A 21,406-nucleotide genomic window follows, 5' to 3' on the forward strand; every position below is an offset into this window, starting at 1 on the left:
CATATAATTATAAATAAGTAACTTGATAACTACCATAGTCATCAAGCCAAGAAATTTTATAGTGGCTTTCGTTATTAAATGTAATTCCTTCGACTTTCTGGCATGAGAATGGAGGAATCATAATTGCATTTTCTAAGATGTTATTTGATTTTTCTTCTATTTTTACAATACTCATATAAAAGGGAGACCGATTATCAAGACAATTATATGAATCGTTGACTTGTAAATTTTCATTCATAAATGATTTAGACAGCAGCAACCCCTTTGGTCGATAAAAAAGTTTAATCCGAGTTCTCAGCGCGACTTGTAAATAATTCCCACCTTCTTGACTTGTCGTTTGAGGTAAAGGAGGAATATCTAGAATGTTAACCCAAAAGACAGATTCTCGATCTTTAGGTAAGTCCATCAAGGTTTCGTCACCTTGAATTTTCATTACCTGGCCACTCTCTCCTGCTATTTTTACGATCGGCGGTAAAATAACAAAGGGGGTTTTTATTTCTTCCGGTGGCGCCTCTGCATCTCCATTGTCAATCCATGCTTGAACTAAGTGTGTCGTTTTACTTTTATTTAAAAGCTGAAATGAAGTTTCTTTCGCCCCCTCCTGATAAATAACTCGAGTACGATTAACCACAACACTTGCATCACATACAGATGCCATCATGCTTATTATCAATAGAAGCAGTTTTTTCATCATTTGCCCTTAAAGTGAAGGAGGAGCAACCTCCTCCCACCATCAAATTACTCGTAACTAAACGTATAAGTTGCATTCGTAATAACAGAACCCGTTGTTACCGCATCTTCACCCGCATAATTGTAGTAGTTAGCGAAGAAGCTCAGCGTACCTTCTGCATCTTGGTCATAAAATTCACCATCAGATGAAGTGGTTTTCAACGAAGTAGCAATCGCTTTATTTAGAGGGTAGATGTTTGATCCATCAGTGATAACGATACCCACACCTTCTGCTGTACCACCATTATTCTCAAGGTAAACTTCGTCCGCAGAAACATTTGCGCCCGTGAAGGTGATTTGTAAGGCTTGAGCTGAATTGCTGCTAGCAACATACCCAGTACAACCCGAAACCATCATTGAAAACTGTTTTGAACCAGATAAAGCCACTCCTGGAGCTTTGATCTCATCGATAGAAATCGGAGCCAAGTTAACCGTGAAATCTTGACCACTGTTAGTGGTGACATTACAGGTTGTGTCCGTCACAGAGCCATTAAATGTGATGGTTCCACCGGCAACACCAGACTCTGTTGCAGCAAAGCTTGTCGATGCCATAAATAGCCCACTGATGATGGAAGCGGCTAGACTTTTTTTCATAAGCTTATTCATTTTTAACCTCTAAATATGATTTTTCATGTCGCAGATAATCCAATGACCACTGCTTGAGCAGGGAGATTAAACAACAGAACAATCACCATGTAAACTCAACATTTTCGGCAATAGAGGCTAATTATTTAAAAATAACAGAACAAAAACCCAAAAAATAAATTAATTTTAGATGATAAGCGAAGTCGAACTAATTTGATCTATTCCAAATTTACTTAAAGAAACGAAATCAACAAAAATTGAGATAGATGATATTTTTTTGTTTTTAGCATTAAAAATCAAACAAAATGCAACAAAAAAGACACCAACCGATACAATTCACTAACACTTTAACCGATAAATATCGCCCTTTGATATGGCTTTACATTACAAAAAATTTCAGACAATACTAAAAAAGGTTTCCTTTTAGTGGTGAGCTTTTAATTAACGTCCATAAGTTAATGACCACGGGATGATACTGACTGTAGATACCGATTAATGGATATCTTTACTCATATATTTATCTAAAATAATGAATCAACGAAGAATGAAAGTAATATTGAAAAAAATCATCAACACCATATTATTATCGCTAACCGCCTTCCCTGTACTATCCAATAGTTATATCGGTGCTAAAATGGGTAAATCTTGGTTAAATTATGCTTGTTCAAGCAATATAAATTGTACTGATGAAAATTCATCAGTAGGTCTTTTCCTTGGGTATGATTTCAGAGACTGGATTTCTTTGGAAGTGGATTACACAGATCTGGGTAACTTTAACATTAAAAGTTTAAATAAAGAAAAGATCACTCAATTGTCACTATCTCCTACCTTTTACTTTGATATCACACCAAAAATTCGGATATTTTCTAAGTTAGGTTTAGTCAGTGTAAGCAGTAAAAATATTGATGACTATCGAGTTCACAGTGCCATTGGCTTTGATTATCTCGCCACAAAAAACTCCTCAATAAGACTTGAATATCAAAGAGTTAACAATATAAACCATCCATTCACCGACCTTGATTCAAACGTGTTAATGCTTGGGTTTAAATATTCATTCCCCACTCATTATTTAACAAAAAAGACAGCCCCCATAAAAGAAACCAATAATGAAAATAATATTACAATCATTCCAGATAAAAAGTTGGAAATCATAAAAAAACAGAAAGTTTACTTAATTAGCAATATTGATTTTGGGAAAACAACATTTGATGATAAGGCAGAAAATGAACTTAACCATGTGGTTAGTTTTTTATATTCGACACCTAATTCTACTGTAAACATCATTGGTCATACGGATTCTATCGGTCCAGAATCCTATAACCAAACACTGTCTGAAATGCGAGCAAAAGCAATTGTGCATTATCTTATTAATAAGAACATTCCTTACCATAGAATAAAAGATGAAGGGCGAGGAGAACGAGAACCCATAGCAACAAATACCACACCAGAAGGAAGAAATAAAAATCGTCGGGTTGAGATTATTATCCAATAATAAGTCATCATCACCCAAAATATAAGACCTCAACAACATCATTCTCCCTGTTATTGAGGTCAATCCATCACTGGTGCCAATGCATTATTATGGATAGCCGACCAGTACATCATCGGCTATGTATAATGAATATAGTCAATAATCACTTGGTTTCCTTCAATGGATACCTGTTGGATTTCGCCATCAATGATCACTCGATTTTTCAAGCTAATCACTTGCGATTCTCCCTGCATCCCTTGCTTTAAGCTGGGTAAAATCGTGTGAGGTTCGACATGAAGATGGCGACAGAATTGGGTGATAAAAGCCATCGATAATGGAACATCGCCCCGTAAAAGGTGTGAGAACTCGACTTGACTGACATGAAGACGCTTTGCCATTTCCATCTGGGTTAAATGCATTTTTGCCTTTTGTGACATCCATACATTGTACAACGCTTGGCGATCTTCAGCGTTAAACTCCATTCTTCTTTTGCTCCGTTTATTTCATAGACACATTGGCCTATCAGGCTCTCAAAAAGAGACCGAAGCGATGTCAGTGATAGGTAAGGCTCTGTTTAGAAACCTTCAAGCAATTTTTTTTGGAAGCCTGATCTCGTTTTGTTGCATCACTCTTCCATCCTCCTGAACGATTTCTTATGGTGAGAAACCTATCTCTACTCAATGAAAGTTAAAACCAACGGACAAATAAACGTTTGAGACTATCTAGCAGACGCTTAAACCAATTCCCCTCTTCCACGCTTTCCAATGCGATGAGTGATGCTTCTCCAACTTGACGGCCCTCTACTTGATAAATCACTTTGCCAACCACCTCTCCTTGCTTCAAGGGGGCTTGTAGATCTTTATCTAGCTCAATAACACCACTAAGCTTCGATAACTCCCCTTTAACCACGGTTAAATAGGTGGTTTGGGCTACCCCGACAGCCACTTGATCTTGTTTGCCCATCCATATCCTAGCGTGCTCTATCACGGCATTCTTCTGATGTGGTGAAAGAGTTTCAAAAAATCGAAAGCCATAACTCAGTAATTGTTTACTCTCTGACTCTCTTAATTTCTGGCTCGTAGTGCCCATCACGACCGAGAGTAAACGCATGTTCCCATGGGTCGCTGAAGTTGCCAGACTGTAACCTGCGCCACGGGTAAAGCCTGTTTTTATTCCATCCACATTCAGGCTGCGATCACGCAATAATCCATTCCGGTTATATTGTGTAATTCCGTTATAGGAGAAGGCTGTTTCGCTATAGAGAGGATAAACTTCCGGTAGATCACGAATGATGGCTTGACCCAGTTTGGCAATATCGTAAGGCGTACTATATTGTCCATCGCTATCTAAACCATGAGGGTTGGTAAAAGAAGTGTTATCCAACCCTAAATTTTTAGCCCATGAATTCATGAGAGCGACAAACGCATTTTCTGAGCCCGCAACATGTTCGGCAATGGCAACACTCGCATCATTACCAGACTGAACAATCAGCCCACGATACAAGTCCATCATGTTGACTTCTTTTCCTACCTCAATAAACATTTTTGAGGAATCTGGAAAATTTTTAGCCCAAGCGTTATGGCTAATGCTCACTTGATCATCCGGGCTAATCTTCCCCTGCTGCATCGCTTGCCCAGCCACATAGGAAGTCATCAATTTCGTTAAGCTCGCGGGATTGAGCTTGTCATGAGCGTTATGTTCAACCAATACCTGTCCTGTGTAGTAGTCGAGCAAGACATACCCTTTTGCTGAAAGTTGAGGTGGGTTAGGGACCACAATAGGTGCTGAATGGCTGGTGATTGGAAGAAAAGACAACCCTATCGTAGACAACACGATTGGCTTAAAATTTTTCATAATCGGTATCCCTAAATTATGCAAAAAATAAATGATAGACCTTAGATTACCCTGTTTCTCGACCTATATTTTGTTCGTTATGTAAATGAACGTAACAAACCTATGTATGAAAATAGCGAACGATTGACTTCCGTTTTCGCCCCAAATGCGAGTGGCGAGGGTTATTATAAAAAGTGTATAAAAAAACCGAGCCTCTACAAGCTCGGTTTTGATCCATCGAACAAGATCTCGTTATTCCGCCGGCTGGCGAGATGCCCAAACATACAGCAGTTCTAAGGCAATCGTTGCTCCCGCTAATGCGGTCACCTCACTGTGATCATAAGGAGGAGAGACTTCTACCACATCCATCCCGACGATATTAATGCCTTTGAGTGCGCGAATAATTTTTAAAATCTTATCAGAATTTAAACCGCCACACACAGGGGTCCCCGTTCCAGGAGCAAACGCAGGATCTAAACAATCAATATCAAAGGTCAAATAAACCGGTTTATCTGCAACAATATGACGAATCCGCTCTACAATCTCCTCAACAGGCATGTCATTGGCTTGCATGGCGTTAATCACATTAAAGCCATGCCCTTCTTGCTTATATTCTGTTCGAATGCCAATTTGTACTGAATGCTTTGGTGAAATCAACCCTTCTTTGGGCGCATGATAAAACATCGTTCCATGATCATAAGCACTGCCATTAGCATAAGTATCGGTATGGGCATCAAAATGAATTAATGCCATTTCACCAACATGTTTCGCATAAGCACGCAAAATAGGTAAGGTGATGAAATGATCGCCCCCTAATGCGAGTAGCGTTTTACCACTTTTCACTATTTCATTAGCAGCGGCTTCTAAACGGTAAGTAAAATCTTCCGCATCACCACAATCAAACACTAAGTCACCAGCATCAATGACCTTAGTTTGCTCAAATAAATTAAATTCCCAAGGGAATTTTTTTCCTTCCCAAGCTAAATTCACCGATGCGCGACGAATCGCATCCGGCCCCATTCTTGCTCCGGGGCGACCAGATGTCGCCATATCCAACGGAACCCCAAGCACAACGACATCTGCTTCAGTATCTACGGGGTTTCTCACATAGGGACGACGGACAAAAGTCATCGCATTGGAGTAGAGTGAATAATCAGTTTTCGTAAACAAATCATTCATTTAAAAATCCTCTAAATAAGTGTAACCACTCAGGCCTTGTTCTAATTCAGCCAGTACGGTTGCTTGTTCTTGCTCAGCGACTCGCTGACTCACTAACTGTCGGTAATTGGTACGAATGGCATCCACATCAATATGCACATAACGCATCATGTCTTCAACAGTATCCCCTTCATTAATAAAGGTAATCTCTGATTCGCCTTGATCATTGATCTGAACCACAACACTATGAGTATCCCCAAATAGGTTATGCATATCACCTAAAATTTCCTGATACGCTCCAACTAAGAAAAAACCCATCAGATAGGGTGTATCTTTTGACCACGCGGGAACGGGTAACGTTGTTTCAATTCCCTGCCCTTCGACGTATTGCTCAATCGCGCCGTCTGAGTCGCAAGTAATATCTAACATCACCGCTCGTCTATCTTCGACATTTTCTAACCCCGACAGAGGTAACACAGGAAAAACCTGATCAATACCCCATGCATCTGGTAACGATTGAAAAAGAGAAAAGTTAACAAAAAACTTATCCGCCAATCGCTCGTGTAATTCATCTAAAATAGGACGATGGAAGCGGTTTTTTGTACTCATTTTCAAACGAAGTTCATGATAAATGCGTAGTGATAACTGCTCCATCCATGCTCGATGAGGCAAGTTTATCACCCCAGATGCAAATAGCGTATGTGCCTCGGATAAATCACTTTGTGTATCGTTGTAAATCTCAATTAAAGCTCGTGCATCCGTCCCTTCACGTAATGTTTCCCAACTACGCCACATGTTTTGCATCAATAATGGGGCGTCATCATCAGGTTCACAAATCGTCTCTGGGCTATAAGCCTCGGTTCCAATCACATTGGTAATTAATACCGCGTGATGAGCAGTAATCGAACGACCAGACTCTGAAATAATGATAGGTTTCGGCTGTTCATAAAGGCTACACATATCCGCCACAACATTCACAATGTTACGGGCATACTCCTGCAAACCATAGTTCATTGAGTTTGAGGACTGGCTACGCGTTCCGTCATAGTCGACCGCCAAGCCACCACCCACATCAAAATAATCAATATGCGCACCAAGCTCTCTTAATTCACAGTAAAAACGAGCAGCTTCATTGACGCCATTTCTGACATCGCGGATATTGGCCATTTGTGAACCAAGGTGAAAATGCACCAGTTGTAAAGCGTCTAGCTGTTGCTCGGCTTTTAGGCGTTCAATCACGGTTAATACTTGCGCCGCGGCTAAACCAAATTTTGATTTTTCTCCACCACTCGACTGCCATTTCCCCGCCCCTTGTGAAGCTAAGCGAATACGTAGCCCCAAGCGAGGTTTAACACCAAGGCTTTTCGCCTCTTTAAGCACCAGCTCCAGTTCCGATAGTTTTTCTAACACAATGAAAACTTTATGACCGAGCTTTTCACCAATTAATGCTAAGCGAATATATTCTCTATCTTTATAACCATTACACACAATCACCGAACTGGCTTGCTGAGCCATAGCCAGTACCGCCAAAAGCTCCGGTTTACTTCCAGCTTCAAGGCCGAGCTGCTTCGTTTCTAGCTCGGCTTGGCTGGCAAGAATTTCATCCACGACTTCTTTTTGTTGGTTTACTTTTATGGGGTAAACCAACAAATATTGATTCGGATAATCGCATTCTTCTATTGCTTGATTAAAAGCATCACAGATACTGTGAACACGTTGGTGCAAAATTTGTGGGAAACGCACCAGAACCGGAAGGTTAAGGTTACGAGCTTCTAACTGTTGAACGATCGCGCTTAATGCCGTTGGGTATGCTCGATCTTTTCGAGGTGAAACATACACTTCCCCTTGGTCATTAATGCCATAAAATCCTTGGCTCCAGTAATGAACATTATAATCTGCCCGAACGCGATCCAGCTTGGATGATTTTTCCACTTCATATCTCACAAAAACAAAGAGAATGTAGTAACCGCTCAATAAAAGCGGTTACCCCTGACACCCTGAATGTCACGCGCTTTATCCGTGAAAAGCTAGGGTGTGTCTAATGATAATAATTTGTCGTTAGGACAACACTTCGTTATGAGTCAAACGTCTAGCCTTCAACCTCCATTGCATAAAATTAGCTTGTACTACTGCTGATCAACGCATCAAAGCGCTTATTGCCGTAGAGTGATTCAAAATCTGGTTCATCGGCAATCAATTCTCGCAGTGAAGGGCTGATATCGGTGGCACGCTGAATATCTTCCAACGCTTGATCTTCAGCCCCTAACCGAGCATAAGCACAAGCTCGCTGGTAAAGTGCTGGACCGTTACTTTCATCCAACTCAAGTACTCGATTACATAAGCTCATTGCCCAATGGTACTCTTGCATCTCCATCACTGCATCCGCTTTGTAAGTTAAGGCTTCTAGATCGCCTGGGCGAATCTTAAGTATTTCATCGTACACTTCGATTCGCTGCTCAGCGGTTTGAACATTCTGTGAACGTAACCATAAGTTATGGATTTCATTAATAATTTCAATTTCTCGGTTGTTTTCACTAATGATGCTACTTTTGCGTTTAAGATCACGCTCTAAAGCCACAAATTTTCGTTCATACTCTTGAGCAATTTTATTGAGCTTTTTATCAGCCATTTCCCGCGTGTTATGCTTCACTTCCCTTAATGACTGCCAACCAATTAAGGCCACCAGAGAAGCTACCCCAGCTATCACATAGAAAAAATAGGTCACCGTCACATTAGAATAGTTGAGAGATTTATCCGCGACGGCCAACTCTCTATCAGTAATCTGAATTGTTAATCGGCGCTCTAAATCCTGTTGTTCCTGACGTAAAGCTTTCAACTCATCTAAAATGTAACGTTCCACCAAGGGTCTATCTAATATTGGAGACTCCGAGTAAGGAACCGCTTCTTGTTCCTCTTGGGCCAATACTTTTGCCGCACTGCTACACAACAACACAACTCCACATAGCACCATCCAAAATTGTCGCACGCGTTACGCTCCTCAATCTTATCGGTTCGGTTTAACGTCCTACATTTTATGACGCTAAACAGGTTGATATACCGAATATTCCCGTCAATACTTCATTCTGCTCGAAACATTCTACCTCAAATTAAAATAATTTTTTTGAATTTTTTATTTTCATTAAAAAACAAAAAGTTAACCATGCATGCACAGCAAGCAACGCAAGAGGTAACTTGAAAAACCGCAAAATAATGTTTAGTGTTCTATGCATATTTACAATTTTTCATTGTGTCATATTGACAAATAGAAAGGATATGAAAGATGTCAACTATGCTGGAAGTGAAGAACCTTTATAAGGTGTTTGGAGAGACACCGGATGAAGCGTTCCCCCTGATCGAAAAAGGGCTGAACAAAGATCAAATCTTTGAAAAAACCGGTCTCACGGTCGGGGTTAAAGATGTGTCGTTATCCATTAATGAAGGGGAGATCTTTGTCATTATGGGGCTCTCAGGCTCCGGAAAATCAACCCTTGTTCGGTTATTAAACCGTTTAATTGAACCTACTCAGGGCAGTGTTTTACTCAAAGGTAACGATATTGCCAAAATCTCAGATAAAGCGCTGAGAACCGTTCGTCGTCAAAGTATTTCCATGGTGTTTCAAAACTTTGCCCTCATGCCACATATGACCGTGATTGAAAACACGGCTTTTGGTCTGGAACTGGCGGGGATTGAGGAGCAAGAACGTCATCGGATTGCTCGCGTAGCACTTGAACGTGTCGGGTTAGAGGCCTACTGTGACTCTTACCCCGATGAGCTTTCTGGTGGGATGAAACAGCGAGTTGGGCTCGCTCGAGCACTCACTAACGACCCCGATATTTTATTGATGGATGAGGCTTTCTCCGCCCTTGATCCTCTTATTCGCAGCGAAATGCAAGATGAACTGATTCGTCTACAAAATGATGACAAACGTACCATTGTCTTTATTTCCCATGATTTAGATGAAGCCATGCGCATTGGGGATCGCATCGCAATCATGCAAGATGGTGTGGTCGTGCAAGTCGGTACACCCGATGAAATTTTGCACCAACCGGCTAATGATTATGTCAGCTCTTTTTTCCGTGGCGTCAATGTCGCCAGCGTGTTCAGTGCAAAAGATATCGCCCGTAAAAAACCTGCGGCCGTCTTTAAAAAACATGACAACGATGGTCCGGCAACCGCATTGCAATTACTCCTGGATAACGATCGAGAATTTGGCATCGTGGTGGATCGCGCCAACAAATATGCCGGCATTGTTTCACTTGATTCATTAAAAGCCGCTAAGCAAGAGCAACGATCACTCAGCAGCGCTTTATTGCCAGACACCATGACCATCCATCCAGATGTTTCTGTCGGAGACCTGATCAGCCAAGTTGCCAATGTTCCTTATGCTGTCCCCGTTGTGGATGAGCAAGGACATTATTTTGGCGTCATCACTAAATCACGATTACTGCAAACTTTAGATAGGGAATAATTATGACCACGGAAACAAGTCATTCAGCGGCTGAAGCCGCAGACCCTTGGGGAGCGGCGGCTCAAACGGTCAGCAACGACCCTTGGTCAACCACGTCAAGTGCTACAGCGGGAAATGATTGGCTCAATGCCGCTCCCGTCACCACTGAACCTTTTGACTGGTTGCACCCATTTAAAGAGGCACATATTCCTTTTGATCACTGGGTAGAAACCGCCATTAATGGATTAGTAGAACACGGTCGACCGCTCTTTCAGGCCATTCGTGTCCCTATTGATTTCATTCTGAGTTCATTTCAAACCGCTCTGATTTCGACCCCTGCACCCATCATGCTGTTGATTGTATTACTCATTACTTGGCAGTTCGCGGGCCGACGTTTGGGAATTGCCTCTTTCGTTTCTCTGCTTGTGATTGGCCTTATCGGTGCTTGGGATGAAGCAATGATCACCCTTGCTCTGGTAATGACTTCAGTATTTTTCTGTCTACTTATCGGCCTTCCCACGGGGATATGGCTGGCTCGTAGTGAAACAGCAGCGAAGGTGGTTCGCCCCATGCTGGATGCGATGCAGACAACCCCTGCATTTGTCTACTTAGTTCCGATAGTGATGTTATTTGGTATTGGTAACGTCCCCGGTGTGGTTGTGACTATCATCTTTGCACTTCCACCCATTGTTCGTTTAACCATTTTAGGCATTCAGCAAGTCCCTGAAGAACTGATTGAGGCCGGACATGCTTTTGGGGCCAGCCCAAAACAGATGCTCTATCGCATTCAACTGCCACTGGCAATGCCAACCATTATGGCCGGGGTTAACCAAACCTTGATGCTTTCTCTCTCTATGGTGGTGATTGCCTCAATGATTGCCGTTGGGGGTTTAGGACAAATGGTTTTACGCGGTATTGGTCGCCTTGATATGGGTCTCGCCGCCGTTGGGGGACTCGGTATTGTCATTCTTGCGATCTTACTCGATAGACTCACTCAAACCATCGGTATTAATAGCCGAGATAAAAAAACGCGTTGGTACGAAAAAGGCCCCGCCTCACTTGTGTACCGACTTAAGCCAAACAAAACACTTGATGGAAATAAAACACTAGGAGAATAGAAATGAATAACGCATGGAAGACGCTGCTCACCGCTGGGCTTACCGTCAGCGCGACTTTATCTACTTCTGCATGGGCCAAACTTCCCGGAGAAGGGATTACCGTGCAACCAGTGCAATCTACGGTTGCAGAAGAAACGTTCCAAACTTTAATCGTCAATAAAGCAATGGAAGCGTTGGGCTATACCGTTTTGCCCACCAAAGAAGTTGATTACAACGTCGGCTATACATCAATCGCTGAAGGTGATGCCACATACCTAGCAGTGAACTGGCAGCCGTTGCACGATGATAAATACCTTGCCTCTGGTGGTGATGAGAAGTTTTATCGTAAAGGCACTTATATCTCAGGCGCAGCACAAGGTTACCTAATTGATAAAAAAACCGCTGAGAAATACAACATCACCAATATAGGTCAGCTCAACGATCCCAAAATCGCGAAGCTCTTTGATGCTAATGGCAACGGAAAAGCGGATTTAACGGGTTGTAACCCAGGCTGGGGATGTGAAAGTGTGGTTGAATACCAGCTCGATACTTTTGGTCTGCGTGATACGGTGACACACAACCAAGGTAACTACGCGGCCATTATCGCAGATACCATCTCTCGTTATAAAAAAGGTGCCCCCATTCTTTACTACACATGGACACCTTACTGGGTCAGTGGTGTTTTAGTTCCGGGTAAAGATGTCGTTTGGCTGGAAGTTCCATTCTCAGCACTGCCAGGAACGCAAAAGGAGATCGATACCACACTACCCAATGGCAAAAACTACGGTTTCCCGATTAATGCCATGAACATTATGGCAAATAAACAATTTGCCATGGAAAACCCAGCGGCTGCGAAATTGTTTGAGATCATGAAGCTCAGTATCAATGACATCAGTGCACAAAACATGCTGATGAGTCAGGGGAAAAACTCCGCCCGAGATATTGAATCTCACGCCAATGGTTGGATAAAAGCCAATCAGGCTTTATTTAATTCATGGATAGAAACCGCCAAAAAAGCGGCGCAATAATCGATGATAGAGGCTGCTTGAGCAGCCTCTTCCTTATGGAGGAAATTTTGGATATTCACGAAGAAGTACTCGTCTCAATGCGACAAATTATTCGCGCTATTGATCTACATTCAAAACAGTTGAATAAAACCTTTGGCCTAACTAGCCCACAGCTGTTACTGATGCGGGCCATTAATACATCACCTAATATGACCATTCGTCAACTTTCGATAGCAACCAACATGAGCCAAGCGACAGCCACCAGTATTTTAGATCGGTTGGAAAAACGGCAGCTTGTCGTACGCACACGAGATACTCATGATAAAAGAAAGGTACATGCTATGCTCACCACTCATGGACAAGCCTTGCTACAAGCGGCTCCACAACTCATGCAGCGCGATTTTATTCAACGCTTTCAGTCACTGGATGGCTGGGAACAGACCCTACTGCTTTCTTCTCTACAGCGTTTATCAAAAATGATGACAGCCTCTGATCTCGCCGGTGAACCTTCTCAATTAACACTCAATAAACCTTCTTTACCGCCACCCAATACTCGATAATAGGGAGAACAAGCATCCATCATGCCATTCCGCTGCTCCTGCTGACTTTCAACATGAGAAATTTCTAGTTGTCATTGATTGAATTTCCGTTATCTTTTGATAAAAACCCGTTTCAGTAAGCATTATGGACTACCTCTATTTATTACCTGATTATTATCAATGGATACTCACCGGACTGGTGTTGCTACTCTACCCTAAGCTGGTCTTCATTAGCTTGCGGCTGTTAGATAAAGCGGTAAGAAGTCAAGAAGATGCACACCGAATAAAGCGAGCCAGATGGCTCGTCAAGGCTCTACTGCTGCTCCTCTGCTTACTGGCAATTATGATGATGTGGGGCGTCGAATTACGTGGGCTATTAGTGGTGGGTTCGTCTTTATTTGCTTTACTTGGAGTGGGGCTATTTGCCAGTTGGTCTTTGCTTAGTAACGTCACCTCATTTTTAGTTCTGTTTGTCCAAAATCACTGTCGAATTGGTTTATGGATAAGAGTCATCGATGGTAGCAATTTTATTGAAGGTAAAATTATTGATATGACACTGCTCAATGTGGTTTTAGAAACCACGGAAGGCCACCGAATTCTTTACCCAAATAATCTATTTATTATTCGTCCTGTTGTAATGCTCAACAAAGCCCCAACAAACACGGTCAAGAAAGTTGAGAAAAAACAACTTCCCAAACTTTCTTGACCGTGGAAACGAAAAAGAGAAGGTCGAATTTATGCCGTCACAAAATGATGGACCTTCTCTCGTAGCTCGCCAGATGCTTGGCTCAGCACTTCACTGACTTCACGCGCCTGCTTGGCCTGTTGCTCTAAATCCTGTGTATCGCCACTTAAACTATGGATACTTTGCTCCGTTTGCTTAGCCACTAAAGCTTGCTGCTCACTGGCAGTCGTAATCGAACGATTCACTTGCGCGACATCTTCAAAAGCTTGTCGTATATGACTTAAAACTTGTTCAGATTGATTAGAAAAATCCACACTTTCTAATGCTTGTTGGTTAGCCGATTGCATCGCACTTACCGCATTATCCGCTCCTTGCTGCAAGCGTGATAACACATCACCAATCGAACGAGTGGCCTTTTCTGTATTACCTGATAAATTTCGCACTTCATCGGCAACCACAGCAAACCCTCGCCCCGCTTCTCCCGCTCGTGCCGCTTCTATTGCCGCATTGAGCGCAAGTAAATTAGTTTGCTCGGCAATATTTTGTATTACCCCTAATACTTGTGCAATTTCTGTTGATTCTTGATGGAGGTGGCGAATAATCTGGGCAGAATGATCAATGGCACTGGCTAAGCTTTTTATCCGTGTACTGGCTTTCTGAACCGTTTGGGCTCCTTGCAAACTAAGCTCATCCGCCTGAATGATCACCGTTTGTGCATATTGCGTATGTTGGCTTACCGCGCTAATGGCTTGGCTCATCTCTTCCATGGCTTGGGTAACCGTTGCCGTTTGTAAAGATTGGTTATTGGATTTCGACTCAACCGTTTCACTGACAATCAGCATCCGCTTCGCATTTTGTCTAAGTTCAACACTCTTATTCTCAATCTCAATGATCAAGTGGCAAAAATGATTCACCATGGTATTTAATGCCTGTGCTGTTTGGGCAATCTCATCTCGACCTTGTACAGCAACTTGCGTTGTTAAATCAGAAGAGTGAGCTAATTGTTGTATCCCCTCACGCAGTTGACGCAAGGGCTGCTGAATAGAATGCTGAATAAACCAACCCAGTAATACTAACAAGGTAACCCAAATCGCCCCACCAAACAGATAAAATTGAACCATAGAATGGGTAAGATTCGCCGCATCTTTTTGTACATCCCCCGCCATGCCAATCTGCTGGCTCACCAGTTGATTCAACGTCTCACCTAATGGAACAAGCACTTGATTGATTTCATTATTAAAAGTGGATTCATTGAGGATCCGAACCGTAATTGCATCAGTGCCCGCTCGAGAGATCCATTGCTGATAGAGTTGAATAGCTTGCTCTAACTGCTCATCCGCTTGTTGGTTCAATGGGTCTACAGCCTCTCCTCTTTGCTGTTGATAGGCGCCCCAGCGCTCTCCAACTTGAGCTAATACGCTTTCAATCTTTTCTACTGTTTCATTTTGACCTGCCCACCCCGTTCGATAGCGTCTTAAATCATCGAGGCCCGTTTGCCTAAGTAATGAATGAGTCGCTAGGATTTCACTAAGAGGCAATAAATGCTGCTGATAAAGGCGATCAAATAAACGATCTTTTTGTTGCGTGACTTGAAAAGAGAGGAAAAGTGCCACCAGTAGGCTAATGATAGGCAACGCACTTAAACAAAATAAACGGGTACTGATTTTGACTTGGTTTAATTTAAACATGCCGATAATCGCTATTGAAAACAGAAAAATCGACGGTACATACCAAACGATATGAAGAGGAGGCTCAGTGATCCCCCTCCCCACCAGGCTATTCAATACAGGAGGAAGACAATCACCGCCAACGCAGCTTCAAGTAGGAAAGTATCACAGATCAATACCTGAGTTTCAGGACAATCCATGCCGCCTTAGATGGCATGGATTATTCCCAAACAAAATGACAATAGCGTTACAATTCATCCAAACAATGAATGGGTGTTTAAAAACTGAACTATTGTGCCAGCTTAGTATTGAATAAAACTTTGACTTTATGCGCTGACTTACGAGCTGCCAGTAAATCTTCTTTACTGAGTATGAGCGAGGTATCTATCGTTTGCTCACAACTAAAAATCAACTCTCGCAAACGACCCGCGCTTAACGAAGGTGGAAAACCATATTCCATTGCTTTTAGCATCATTAATGCCATTTGAGGGCATTGACTTCTTTTGTTAAAACAATCTAAAACGTATCTCAACATTTGCACGCGATTCTCTTGCAAAAGTGTCTTAAATTGACGCCAAATCTCTTTCGTCTCTGTCAAAGTGCTTTGACACTCATCCTGCAATGCTTTTACCTGTGCATAAGATAATAGCATTTCAAAATCCGTATCAGACTCATTCTTCTGAGGGATTTTCCGCAGCAGTGAGCGACATAATTCAGTTTGCTGGCCCAATAATGCTAATCGTGCACAATAAATCTGAATATCGAGGCTCGCAGAAGAAATAGACTTTACTGCTAAATAGAGTTTTTCTCGAAATTGTCGATAATTCCCCATCACCCAGTCACAATGCATGTCCAATAAAGGAAGATAAGCAGATAAGTAAGCATGTGGCTCTTGTGCGAGCTCAATCCCACGCATTTCTTTTTTTACAATCCGCATGACTTTCGATTTATCGGAAGACTCTTCATGGGTTCTAAATAGAATAGCGCGAGTTAAAAATAAATTATTAACGGGCGATTCACGATATGTTCCTTGAGACATCGCAAGATACATAGAAAAAAGATCGTACGCTTTATCGAACACTTTATTCACTTCGCATATCTTGGCAAAGTTTAAAAGACGATCCATATTTTGAGCTTTATCAAACGCATTTCTCATCTCATTAAAGGCGGATGTCAAATCTTCTTTCAGCAAATATAATCTTGCCATGCATTCATGAAGCTTTGGGCTACGCCTAACATTACGCTCTTCCCATTCATTCAAATAATAAAATGCATCGTTGTAATCGCCATTAGCGATACAAGAATTAATAAAACCATACATCGCCCAGAGATGATCCCCTTCCTGTAAACAGCTCAGAAAGAGGGATTTTGCCTCATTACTGTATCCAAATTTCAGTAAAGATTCACCCGCTAACCGTTTGAGGAAACTTTCATACTGTGGGTTCTTTGCTATAGTAAACTCGAAAATAGAAATAACATCTTCCGCGCTCGAATCTAAAGGAATGGTATACATTTCTCGTAAAGCTAACTTACGATAAAAAGCGCGTAGAATCCTATTTTTAACTAATTGAACAGAATAAGGCTTAACAAGATAGTCATCTGGTTCAATATCAACAATAGACTTAACGGTATCCCCTTGTTTTTCCCCAGTCAACATAATGAAGGTACACCAAGGTGGCATTAAACCAAGGTATTGAATTTCCTCATATATTTGTTTTCCATTCATATCATCGCCGAAATTAAAATCGCAAATAATCAGCTCTATTTTTTCTTCACTGAGGATTTTAATTAGGGATTTTGAATCCTTCGCTGTATAAACGTTATGAGAAGAAAAACCAATTTCTCTTAACAACAATTTAAGATTCGATAATACAAGTGATGAGTCATCAGCAACAACGACTTTTGTTTCCTTAATTATTTGCTGTCTCATACTCATAATAAATATTACCTACATTCATTATTAAATTTTCAAATAAAACCAGGCACAGTTTCCCATGTATACCTGAAATATAATTGAACAAATCAATTAATATTTTTTTAATTATTATAAAATGCTATCTTTTAAGTTCATCAATTCAATAATTGATTTTACTTGATATTTTTCTAATATTCTCGTTTTATAAGTACTGATCGTTTTAGGGCTTAGTGACAATATGGTTGAAATTTCTTTATTCGTTTTACCATCTACCAAAAAGCGGAACACTGCAAGTTCTTGCTTAGAGAGTGTGACTACCGGTGACTTTCTATCGACCTCAGATTTAAAATAAGTATAGCCATTAAGAATGGTATCAACGGCATCCACAAGAGTAGAAAGATCCTCTGATTTACTAACATACCCTTCTGCACCGACACGAAAAGCTGTATCAGAATAGATTTTGCTATCATTACCAGACACAATCAATGTTTTTCCTTGATAACCATGAAACTTGATTCGACGTAATAAATCAAAGCCATCGTAGTCAAAGAAATTAATATCTAGAATCAGAAAATCCACATCAAAGTTGCGAACGTATTTAATACCATCAGTAGGATTTTGTTTGATGATAATATTAGAGAAGTAATTTTCCTTTTCTAATAATTGTTTAATGGCCACACACACCAGAGCATGGTCATCAATAATTAAACACGTTAAATCCTTCTTTCTTTCTTGTTCAGTCATTCAACTCACCTTCAGTAATCAAAACATTCTATCGATGTGGCTTTTCAGTCTACTACTTAGAAAATGCATAGACCTCCCTGTTTATCAATCTTCGGTTCCTTCCAATGACTAAACGCATCTTCCTCTTTTTGTCGTTACATTCACGACGTCACCTTTAAGGCCATTTTTCACCCCAAATTGGCCTTAAAGGTTCATAAAAACAGTGGGTAATTTATCACCATGCTTAATAACATAAGTTTTTCTTACCTAAAAGAGCACGAGTGATAAAGTGACAGAATGCTAACAGAGCATTCCTATCATAAAGTCATTACGCGACTACTGTTGCTCGGCAAACCAATCCTTTGCCGCTGTAATGCTCTTCTCTAAACTATTCACGAGCCATTCAAAAGGTTCAGTATAGTCAATACCTTCCGTTGTCGTTAGCGCCTCTAGTTCTTGTGCATAACGATACACAGTCTCTTCCCCCACCGAACTCGCTCCACCTTTAATCCGGTGAGCAATTTGGTGTACTTTCTTCTGATCATTCTGAGCAAGACGTAATAACTGAAGATCCTCACTCATAGTATCAATATAGACTTCCACCAACATGATTGCATCATCCGAATCATATCGATGCCACCAAGTTGATTCTTCATCTGAGGCTTCCTCAGATGAAGATAAATATTTAGCCAACAAGCTATGTAGTCGAGATAGACTATACGGCTTATATAAAATCTCATCAAAACCTGCCGCTGACGCTTTCTCAGATGTTATTCGAGAGTCTTCTGCCGTACAGCCGATAATGGCTTTATCAGCAAACTCTGGAATGGTTTCTCGCAATTTATTCACCAACTCATAACCATCTAAATGCGGCATATGACAGTCGGTAATCAACAAGTCACAACACTCTGGGTCCATGCTGATCTTTTCATACGCTTCACGGCCATCATTGACCACATCAACGTCTAATCCAAAAGAAACCAATTGACGACGCATGACCAATTGATTGATCGGGTTATCTTCAGCCACAAGAATGCGCCCTTTTAACCCAGAAGGCATGGCAAGTTCACCCGTCACTTCTTCATGAGCATTAACCAAAATGTCATAGAGCAAATCAGCAAAAAATGGATCTAAGCTGATCGCTATACATTGCCCTTCACGGGTTCGAAAAGCAGGTAAGTCTTTTCGTAGCACAACATGCAAATCACTAGGTGTATCCATTCCCTCTGGCAATGCTTCATCCCAGATAGAGATGCAATTATTTTTAGGCGCGCATGAGCAGTGAGCCTGCTTTCCATTCCAAATCGCTAACCACTCTTGAATAACCCGATGTTCACCCGAGTAACATACCGTCACGCCATCGAGCTGAGCAGAATAACGGCGCACAACTTGATGAGGGATCGTCACTCGAATGGTCGTTCCTTCTCCAAGAGTACTTTCAATGGTGATTTCCCCGCCCATCACTTGCAGTAAGTCATGAACAATAGCCAACCCAAGCCCTGTTCCCCCATAGCGCCTTGCAATGGTGGAATCCGCTTGAACAAAGGGATTAAACACATTATCCAATAGTTCAGGACTCATACCTTCACCGGTATCAGTAAAGCAAAAATCTAGCGTTTGTTCATTCAGTGAAACATCCACTGAAACTTGTCCAACACTGGTAAACTTAATCGCGTTCGACAGAATATTATTCATAATCTGAGCGACGCGTAATGGGTCAATCTTTACCACTTGAATATCGGTCGGAGCCCAATGTACATGGAATGCCACCCCTTTCTCTTGGGCCGCGCGACAATGCACCCGTAACAGCTCTCCAATGTCTCTTAACACAAAACTTTCTCGAATATCGAGTTCGAATTGTTGCGCCTCTAATTTTGAAAAATCTAAAATATCATTGACTAATAAATGTAAATGTCGAGCTGAAGTAATCACATTACTAATCATAAACAGAGAATCTTCGTTCTTCTCCTGTAACTTCAGCATTTCCAACAAGCCAACCATGCCAGCAATTGGAGTTCTCAGCTCATGGCTAACACTAGCCAAAAACCGTTCTCTCGAAGCGACTGCACACTGAGCCGTTTCATTGGCTAATAACAACTCTTGCTGCTGGTTTTTAAATTCAGTAATGTCATTCATTACTGTTAAAACATATTTTTCACCATTTTTAGTACTGGCAATCGCCGTACGATAGCAATCAAGAATAATGGCTGGTTGCCCTTCTCTGCTAATCGTAATTTCACGGCGAGTCGACCGATGTTGCACCAGCACTTCATCTAAATCTTGGTGGCTACACACTTCTTGTTCAGACAACTGGCCATGATAAGTGCAGTCTAAACCCAAATTCCCCTCTTTAAAGGCATAGTTGGACAGCAGCAAGCGATGATCCCTATCATGAATACACACCAAGTTTGGTAATGCATCAACCATACGCTGCAAGAATAATAACTCGTCTCTACTGCGTTGGATCTCTTTCTTCTTAAATACTAATACCAACTTGATATTTCGATGCCAGAGGAAAAAGATAATCAGCAGCAAACTGATACCAAAAAGCGCAGCGACAAATAAATACGAAACCGCCGTTTTATCATAGCCATACGTCACCTTTATTGGTGCGTAGCTATTTTTCATCCTCAATACATCATCAGGTGAAATATTATTTAGTATTTCATCAACATACAGCTTTAAATCATCTCGAGACTGCTTAATACCTACCGAAAATTCAATTTTCTTTTCGTTGCCCGAAAGGATACTAAATCGAGCCTCTTCAGGATGCGCAAGAATATAGTTAAGCATATCCTCACGAATGTAGGCGCTCTGGATAGCCCCACTTTTTAAATCAGCAATTAACTTATCTAAATTGGTATAGCTTTTAGAGTTAAAATCAAAAATCGATTCCCGCACAAAGCCATAAGAATCATTTTCAGAGAAAAGAACGCCACGAATTCCAGACCGATTAATGGGGGCACCTTTAAAAGCAACATTGATATATTTGATGGTCAAATACGGCTCAGAGACATACATCCAATCTGGGGTATTCACACCTCGAATAATCAGAGGCAGCATATCAATGGCTCCCTCTTGTAACATTTTCAGTGGACTCTCTGTACTTTCAACATACTGAAATGATATTATGGTTCGCGTTTCTAAAAGCTCAACAATATCAACCAAATATCCATCTAACTCTTTATTTTTAGAGCGAAAAAACATCGGAAAGCTATTTTCCCATGCTGAGTAACGCAGGATAATTTGGTCGCTCCCGGCTGCGTTGTCGGCGGTATCGCCATACGCGGCAAAGCTTAGAAACAGGATGAAGGATAAAATTACTTTAATTCTAATTTTCACTATATGCGAACCACTACTAACGGTAGTCCAGAAGTCCAGAAGTCCAGAAGTCCAGAAGTCCAGAAGTCCAGAAGTCCAGAAGTCCAGAAGTCCAGAAGTCCAGAAGTCCAGAAGTATTATTGGGTTTATTCCCTATATTTTATTTGATGGGGTCAGGATGTCAATCTTATTCCCTGTATTCGTTTGCATAATTTATTGATATTTTGCC

The 21,406-nt window shown here is 41.3% G+C and carries 17 protein-coding genes; 6 read left to right on the forward strand and 11 right to left on the reverse strand.

Annotation, left to right across the window (positions count from 1 at the left end; translation table 11 throughout):
• Positions 1-7: 7 nt before the first annotated feature.
• Together EXA13_RS03375 and EXA13_RS03380 are read right to left on the reverse strand one after the other, a co-directional pair.
• The gene (locus EXA13_RS03375) at positions 8-661 is read right to left on the reverse strand and encodes a fimbrial biogenesis chaperone (protein ID WP_238131890.1); all 654 of its coding nucleotides are present in this window, start codon (positions 659-661) and stop codon (positions 8-10) included.
• 77 nt (positions 662-738) lie between these two features.
• Complete coding sequence (locus EXA13_RS03380) at positions 739-1,323, reverse strand: fimbrial protein (RefSeq protein ID WP_238131891.1); 585 nt, start codon at positions 1,321-1,323, stop codon at positions 739-741.
• 547 nt (positions 1,324-1,870) lie between these two features.
• Here EXA13_RS03380 and EXA13_RS03385 point away from each other — a divergent pair.
• Positions 1,871-2,806, forward strand: coding sequence for an OmpA family protein (locus EXA13_RS03385; RefSeq protein ID WP_238131892.1), 936 nt, complete (start codon positions 1,871-1,873; stop codon positions 2,804-2,806).
• A gap of 116 nt (positions 2,807-2,922) precedes the next feature.
• Here EXA13_RS03385 and EXA13_RS03390 read toward each other — a convergent pair whose 3' ends face one another.
• The 5 genes from EXA13_RS03390 to EXA13_RS03410 all read right to left on the reverse strand — a co-directional run bounded on the left by EXA13_RS03390 (position 2,923) and on the right by EXA13_RS03410 (position 8,747).
• Positions 2,923-3,267, reverse strand: a complete 345-nt coding sequence (locus EXA13_RS03390) for a helix-turn-helix domain-containing protein (protein WP_238131893.1) — start codon at positions 3,265-3,267, stop codon at positions 2,923-2,925.
• 205 nt (positions 3,268-3,472) lie between these two features.
• Complete coding sequence (locus EXA13_RS03395) at positions 3,473-4,639, reverse strand: D-alanyl-D-alanine carboxypeptidase family protein (protein ID WP_238131894.1); 1,167 nt, start codon at positions 4,637-4,639, stop codon at positions 3,473-3,475.
• 231 nt (positions 4,640-4,870) lie between these two features.
• Complete coding sequence (gene speB, locus EXA13_RS03400; RefSeq protein ID WP_238131895.1) at positions 4,871-5,797, reverse strand: agmatinase; 927 nt, start codon at positions 5,795-5,797, stop codon at positions 4,871-4,873.
• Positions 5,798-7,708: an arginine decarboxylase gene (gene speA / locus EXA13_RS03405; protein ID WP_238131896.1), complete on the reverse strand. Its 1,911-nt coding sequence runs from the start codon at positions 7,706-7,708 to the stop codon at positions 5,798-5,800.
• Positions 7,709-7,892: 184 nt separating this feature from the next.
• Entirely contained in the window at positions 7,893-8,747 is an 855-nt protein-coding gene (locus EXA13_RS03410) for a tetratricopeptide repeat protein (protein ID WP_238132177.1), read from the reverse strand.
• A gap of 309 nt (positions 8,748-9,056) precedes the next feature.
• Here EXA13_RS03410 and proV point away from each other — a divergent pair, with 309 nt between their 5' ends.
• The 5 genes from proV (at position 9,057) to EXA13_RS03435 (ending at position 13,572) form a co-directional block, all read left to right on the forward strand.
• Positions 9,057-10,244 (forward strand): glycine betaine/L-proline ABC transporter ATP-binding protein ProV, encoded by a 1,188-nt coding sequence (gene proV / locus EXA13_RS03415; RefSeq protein ID WP_238131897.1) that lies wholly within the window; start codon positions 9,057-9,059, stop codon positions 10,242-10,244.
• Between the two features lie 2 nt (positions 10,245-10,246).
• Positions 10,247-11,341: a glycine betaine/L-proline ABC transporter permease ProW gene (gene proW, locus EXA13_RS03420; protein ID WP_238131898.1), complete on the forward strand. Its 1,095-nt coding sequence runs from the start codon at positions 10,247-10,249 to the stop codon at positions 11,339-11,341.
• Positions 11,342-11,343: 2 nt separating this feature from the next.
• Positions 11,344-12,348: a glycine betaine/L-proline ABC transporter substrate-binding protein ProX gene (gene proX, locus EXA13_RS03425; protein ID WP_238131899.1), complete on the forward strand. Its 1,005-nt coding sequence runs from the start codon at positions 11,344-11,346 to the stop codon at positions 12,346-12,348.
• A gap of 47 nt (positions 12,349-12,395) precedes the next feature.
• Positions 12,396-12,887 carry a MarR family winged helix-turn-helix transcriptional regulator gene (locus EXA13_RS03430; protein ID WP_238131900.1) on the forward strand — a complete coding sequence of 164 codons (492 nt, stop codon included), beginning with the start codon at positions 12,396-12,398 and terminating at the stop codon, positions 12,885-12,887.
• Positions 12,888-13,011: 124 nt separating this feature from the next.
• Complete coding sequence (locus EXA13_RS03435) at positions 13,012-13,572, forward strand: mechanosensitive ion channel domain-containing protein (RefSeq protein ID WP_238131901.1); 561 nt, start codon at positions 13,012-13,014, stop codon at positions 13,570-13,572.
• 29 nt (positions 13,573-13,601) lie between these two features.
• Here the strand turns inward: EXA13_RS03435 and EXA13_RS03440 are convergent, their stop codons facing one another.
• The 4 genes from EXA13_RS03440 to EXA13_RS03455 form a co-directional block, all read right to left on the reverse strand.
• Positions 13,602-15,239: a methyl-accepting chemotaxis protein gene (locus EXA13_RS03440; protein ID WP_238131902.1), complete on the reverse strand. Its 1,638-nt coding sequence runs from the start codon at positions 15,237-15,239 to the stop codon at positions 13,602-13,604.
• Between the two features lie 268 nt (positions 15,240-15,507).
• Positions 15,508-17,154 (reverse strand): response regulator, encoded by a 1,647-nt coding sequence (locus tag EXA13_RS03445; RefSeq protein ID WP_238131903.1) that lies wholly within the window; start codon positions 17,152-17,154, stop codon positions 15,508-15,510.
• Between the two features lie 108 nt (positions 17,155-17,262).
• Positions 17,263-17,877 carry a response regulator transcription factor gene (locus EXA13_RS03450; protein ID WP_238131904.1) on the reverse strand — a complete coding sequence of 205 codons (615 nt, stop codon included), beginning with the start codon at positions 17,875-17,877 and terminating at the stop codon, positions 17,263-17,265.
• Positions 17,878-18,192: 315 nt separating this feature from the next.
• Positions 18,193-21,198, reverse strand: a complete 3,006-nt coding sequence (locus tag EXA13_RS03455; RefSeq protein WP_238131905.1) for an ATP-binding protein — start codon at positions 21,196-21,198, stop codon at positions 18,193-18,195.
• Between the last annotated feature and the right edge of the window lie 208 nt (positions 21,199-21,406).

Origin of the sequence: Vibrio cincinnatiensis (assembly GCF_022113815.1) — a bacterium.
Classification (GTDB): Bacteria; Pseudomonadota; Gammaproteobacteria; order Enterobacterales; family Vibrionaceae; genus Vibrio; species Vibrio cincinnatiensis_A.

Coding starts and splice junctions, on each gene's coding strand:
- EXA13_RS03375 (WP_238131890.1), bottom strand. CDS start 661: ATGATGGCATCTGTATGTGATGCAAGTGTTGTGGTTAATCGTACTCGA.
- EXA13_RS03380 (WP_238131891.1), bottom strand. CDS start 1,323: ATGAAAAAAAGTCTAGCCGCTTCCATCATCAGTGGGCTATTTATGGCA.
- EXA13_RS03390 (WP_238131893.1), bottom strand. CDS start 3,267: ATGGAGTTTAACGCTGAAGATCGCCAAGCGTTGTACAATGTATGGATG.
- EXA13_RS03395 (WP_238131894.1), bottom strand. CDS start 4,639: ATGAAAAATTTTAAGCCAATCGTGTTGTCTACGATAGGGTTGTCTTTT.
- speB (WP_238131895.1), bottom strand. CDS start 5,797: ATGAATGATTTGTTTACGAAAACTGATTATTCACTCTACTCCAATGCG.
- EXA13_RS03410 (WP_238132177.1), bottom strand. CDS start 8,747: ATGGTGCTATGTGGAGTTGTGTTGTTGTGTAGCAGTGCGGCAAAAGTA.
- proV (WP_238131897.1), top strand. CDS start 9,057: ATGTCAACTATGCTGGAAGTGAAGAACCTTTATAAGGTGTTTGGAGAG.
- proW (WP_238131898.1), top strand. CDS start 10,247: ATGACCACGGAAACAAGTCATTCAGCGGCTGAAGCCGCAGACCCTTGG.
- proX (WP_238131899.1), top strand. CDS start 11,344: ATGAATAACGCATGGAAGACGCTGCTCACCGCTGGGCTTACCGTCAGC.
- EXA13_RS03435 (WP_238131901.1), top strand. CDS start 13,012: ATGGACTACCTCTATTTATTACCTGATTATTATCAATGGATACTCACC.
- EXA13_RS03440 (WP_238131902.1), bottom strand. CDS start 15,239: ATGTTTAAATTAAACCAAGTCAAAATCAGTACCCGTTTATTTTGTTTA.
- EXA13_RS03445 (WP_238131903.1), bottom strand. CDS start 17,154: ATGAGTATGAGACAGCAAATAATTAAGGAAACAAAAGTCGTTGTTGCT.
- EXA13_RS03450 (WP_238131904.1), bottom strand. CDS start 17,877: ATGACTGAACAAGAAAGAAAGAAGGATTTAACGTGTTTAATTATTGAT.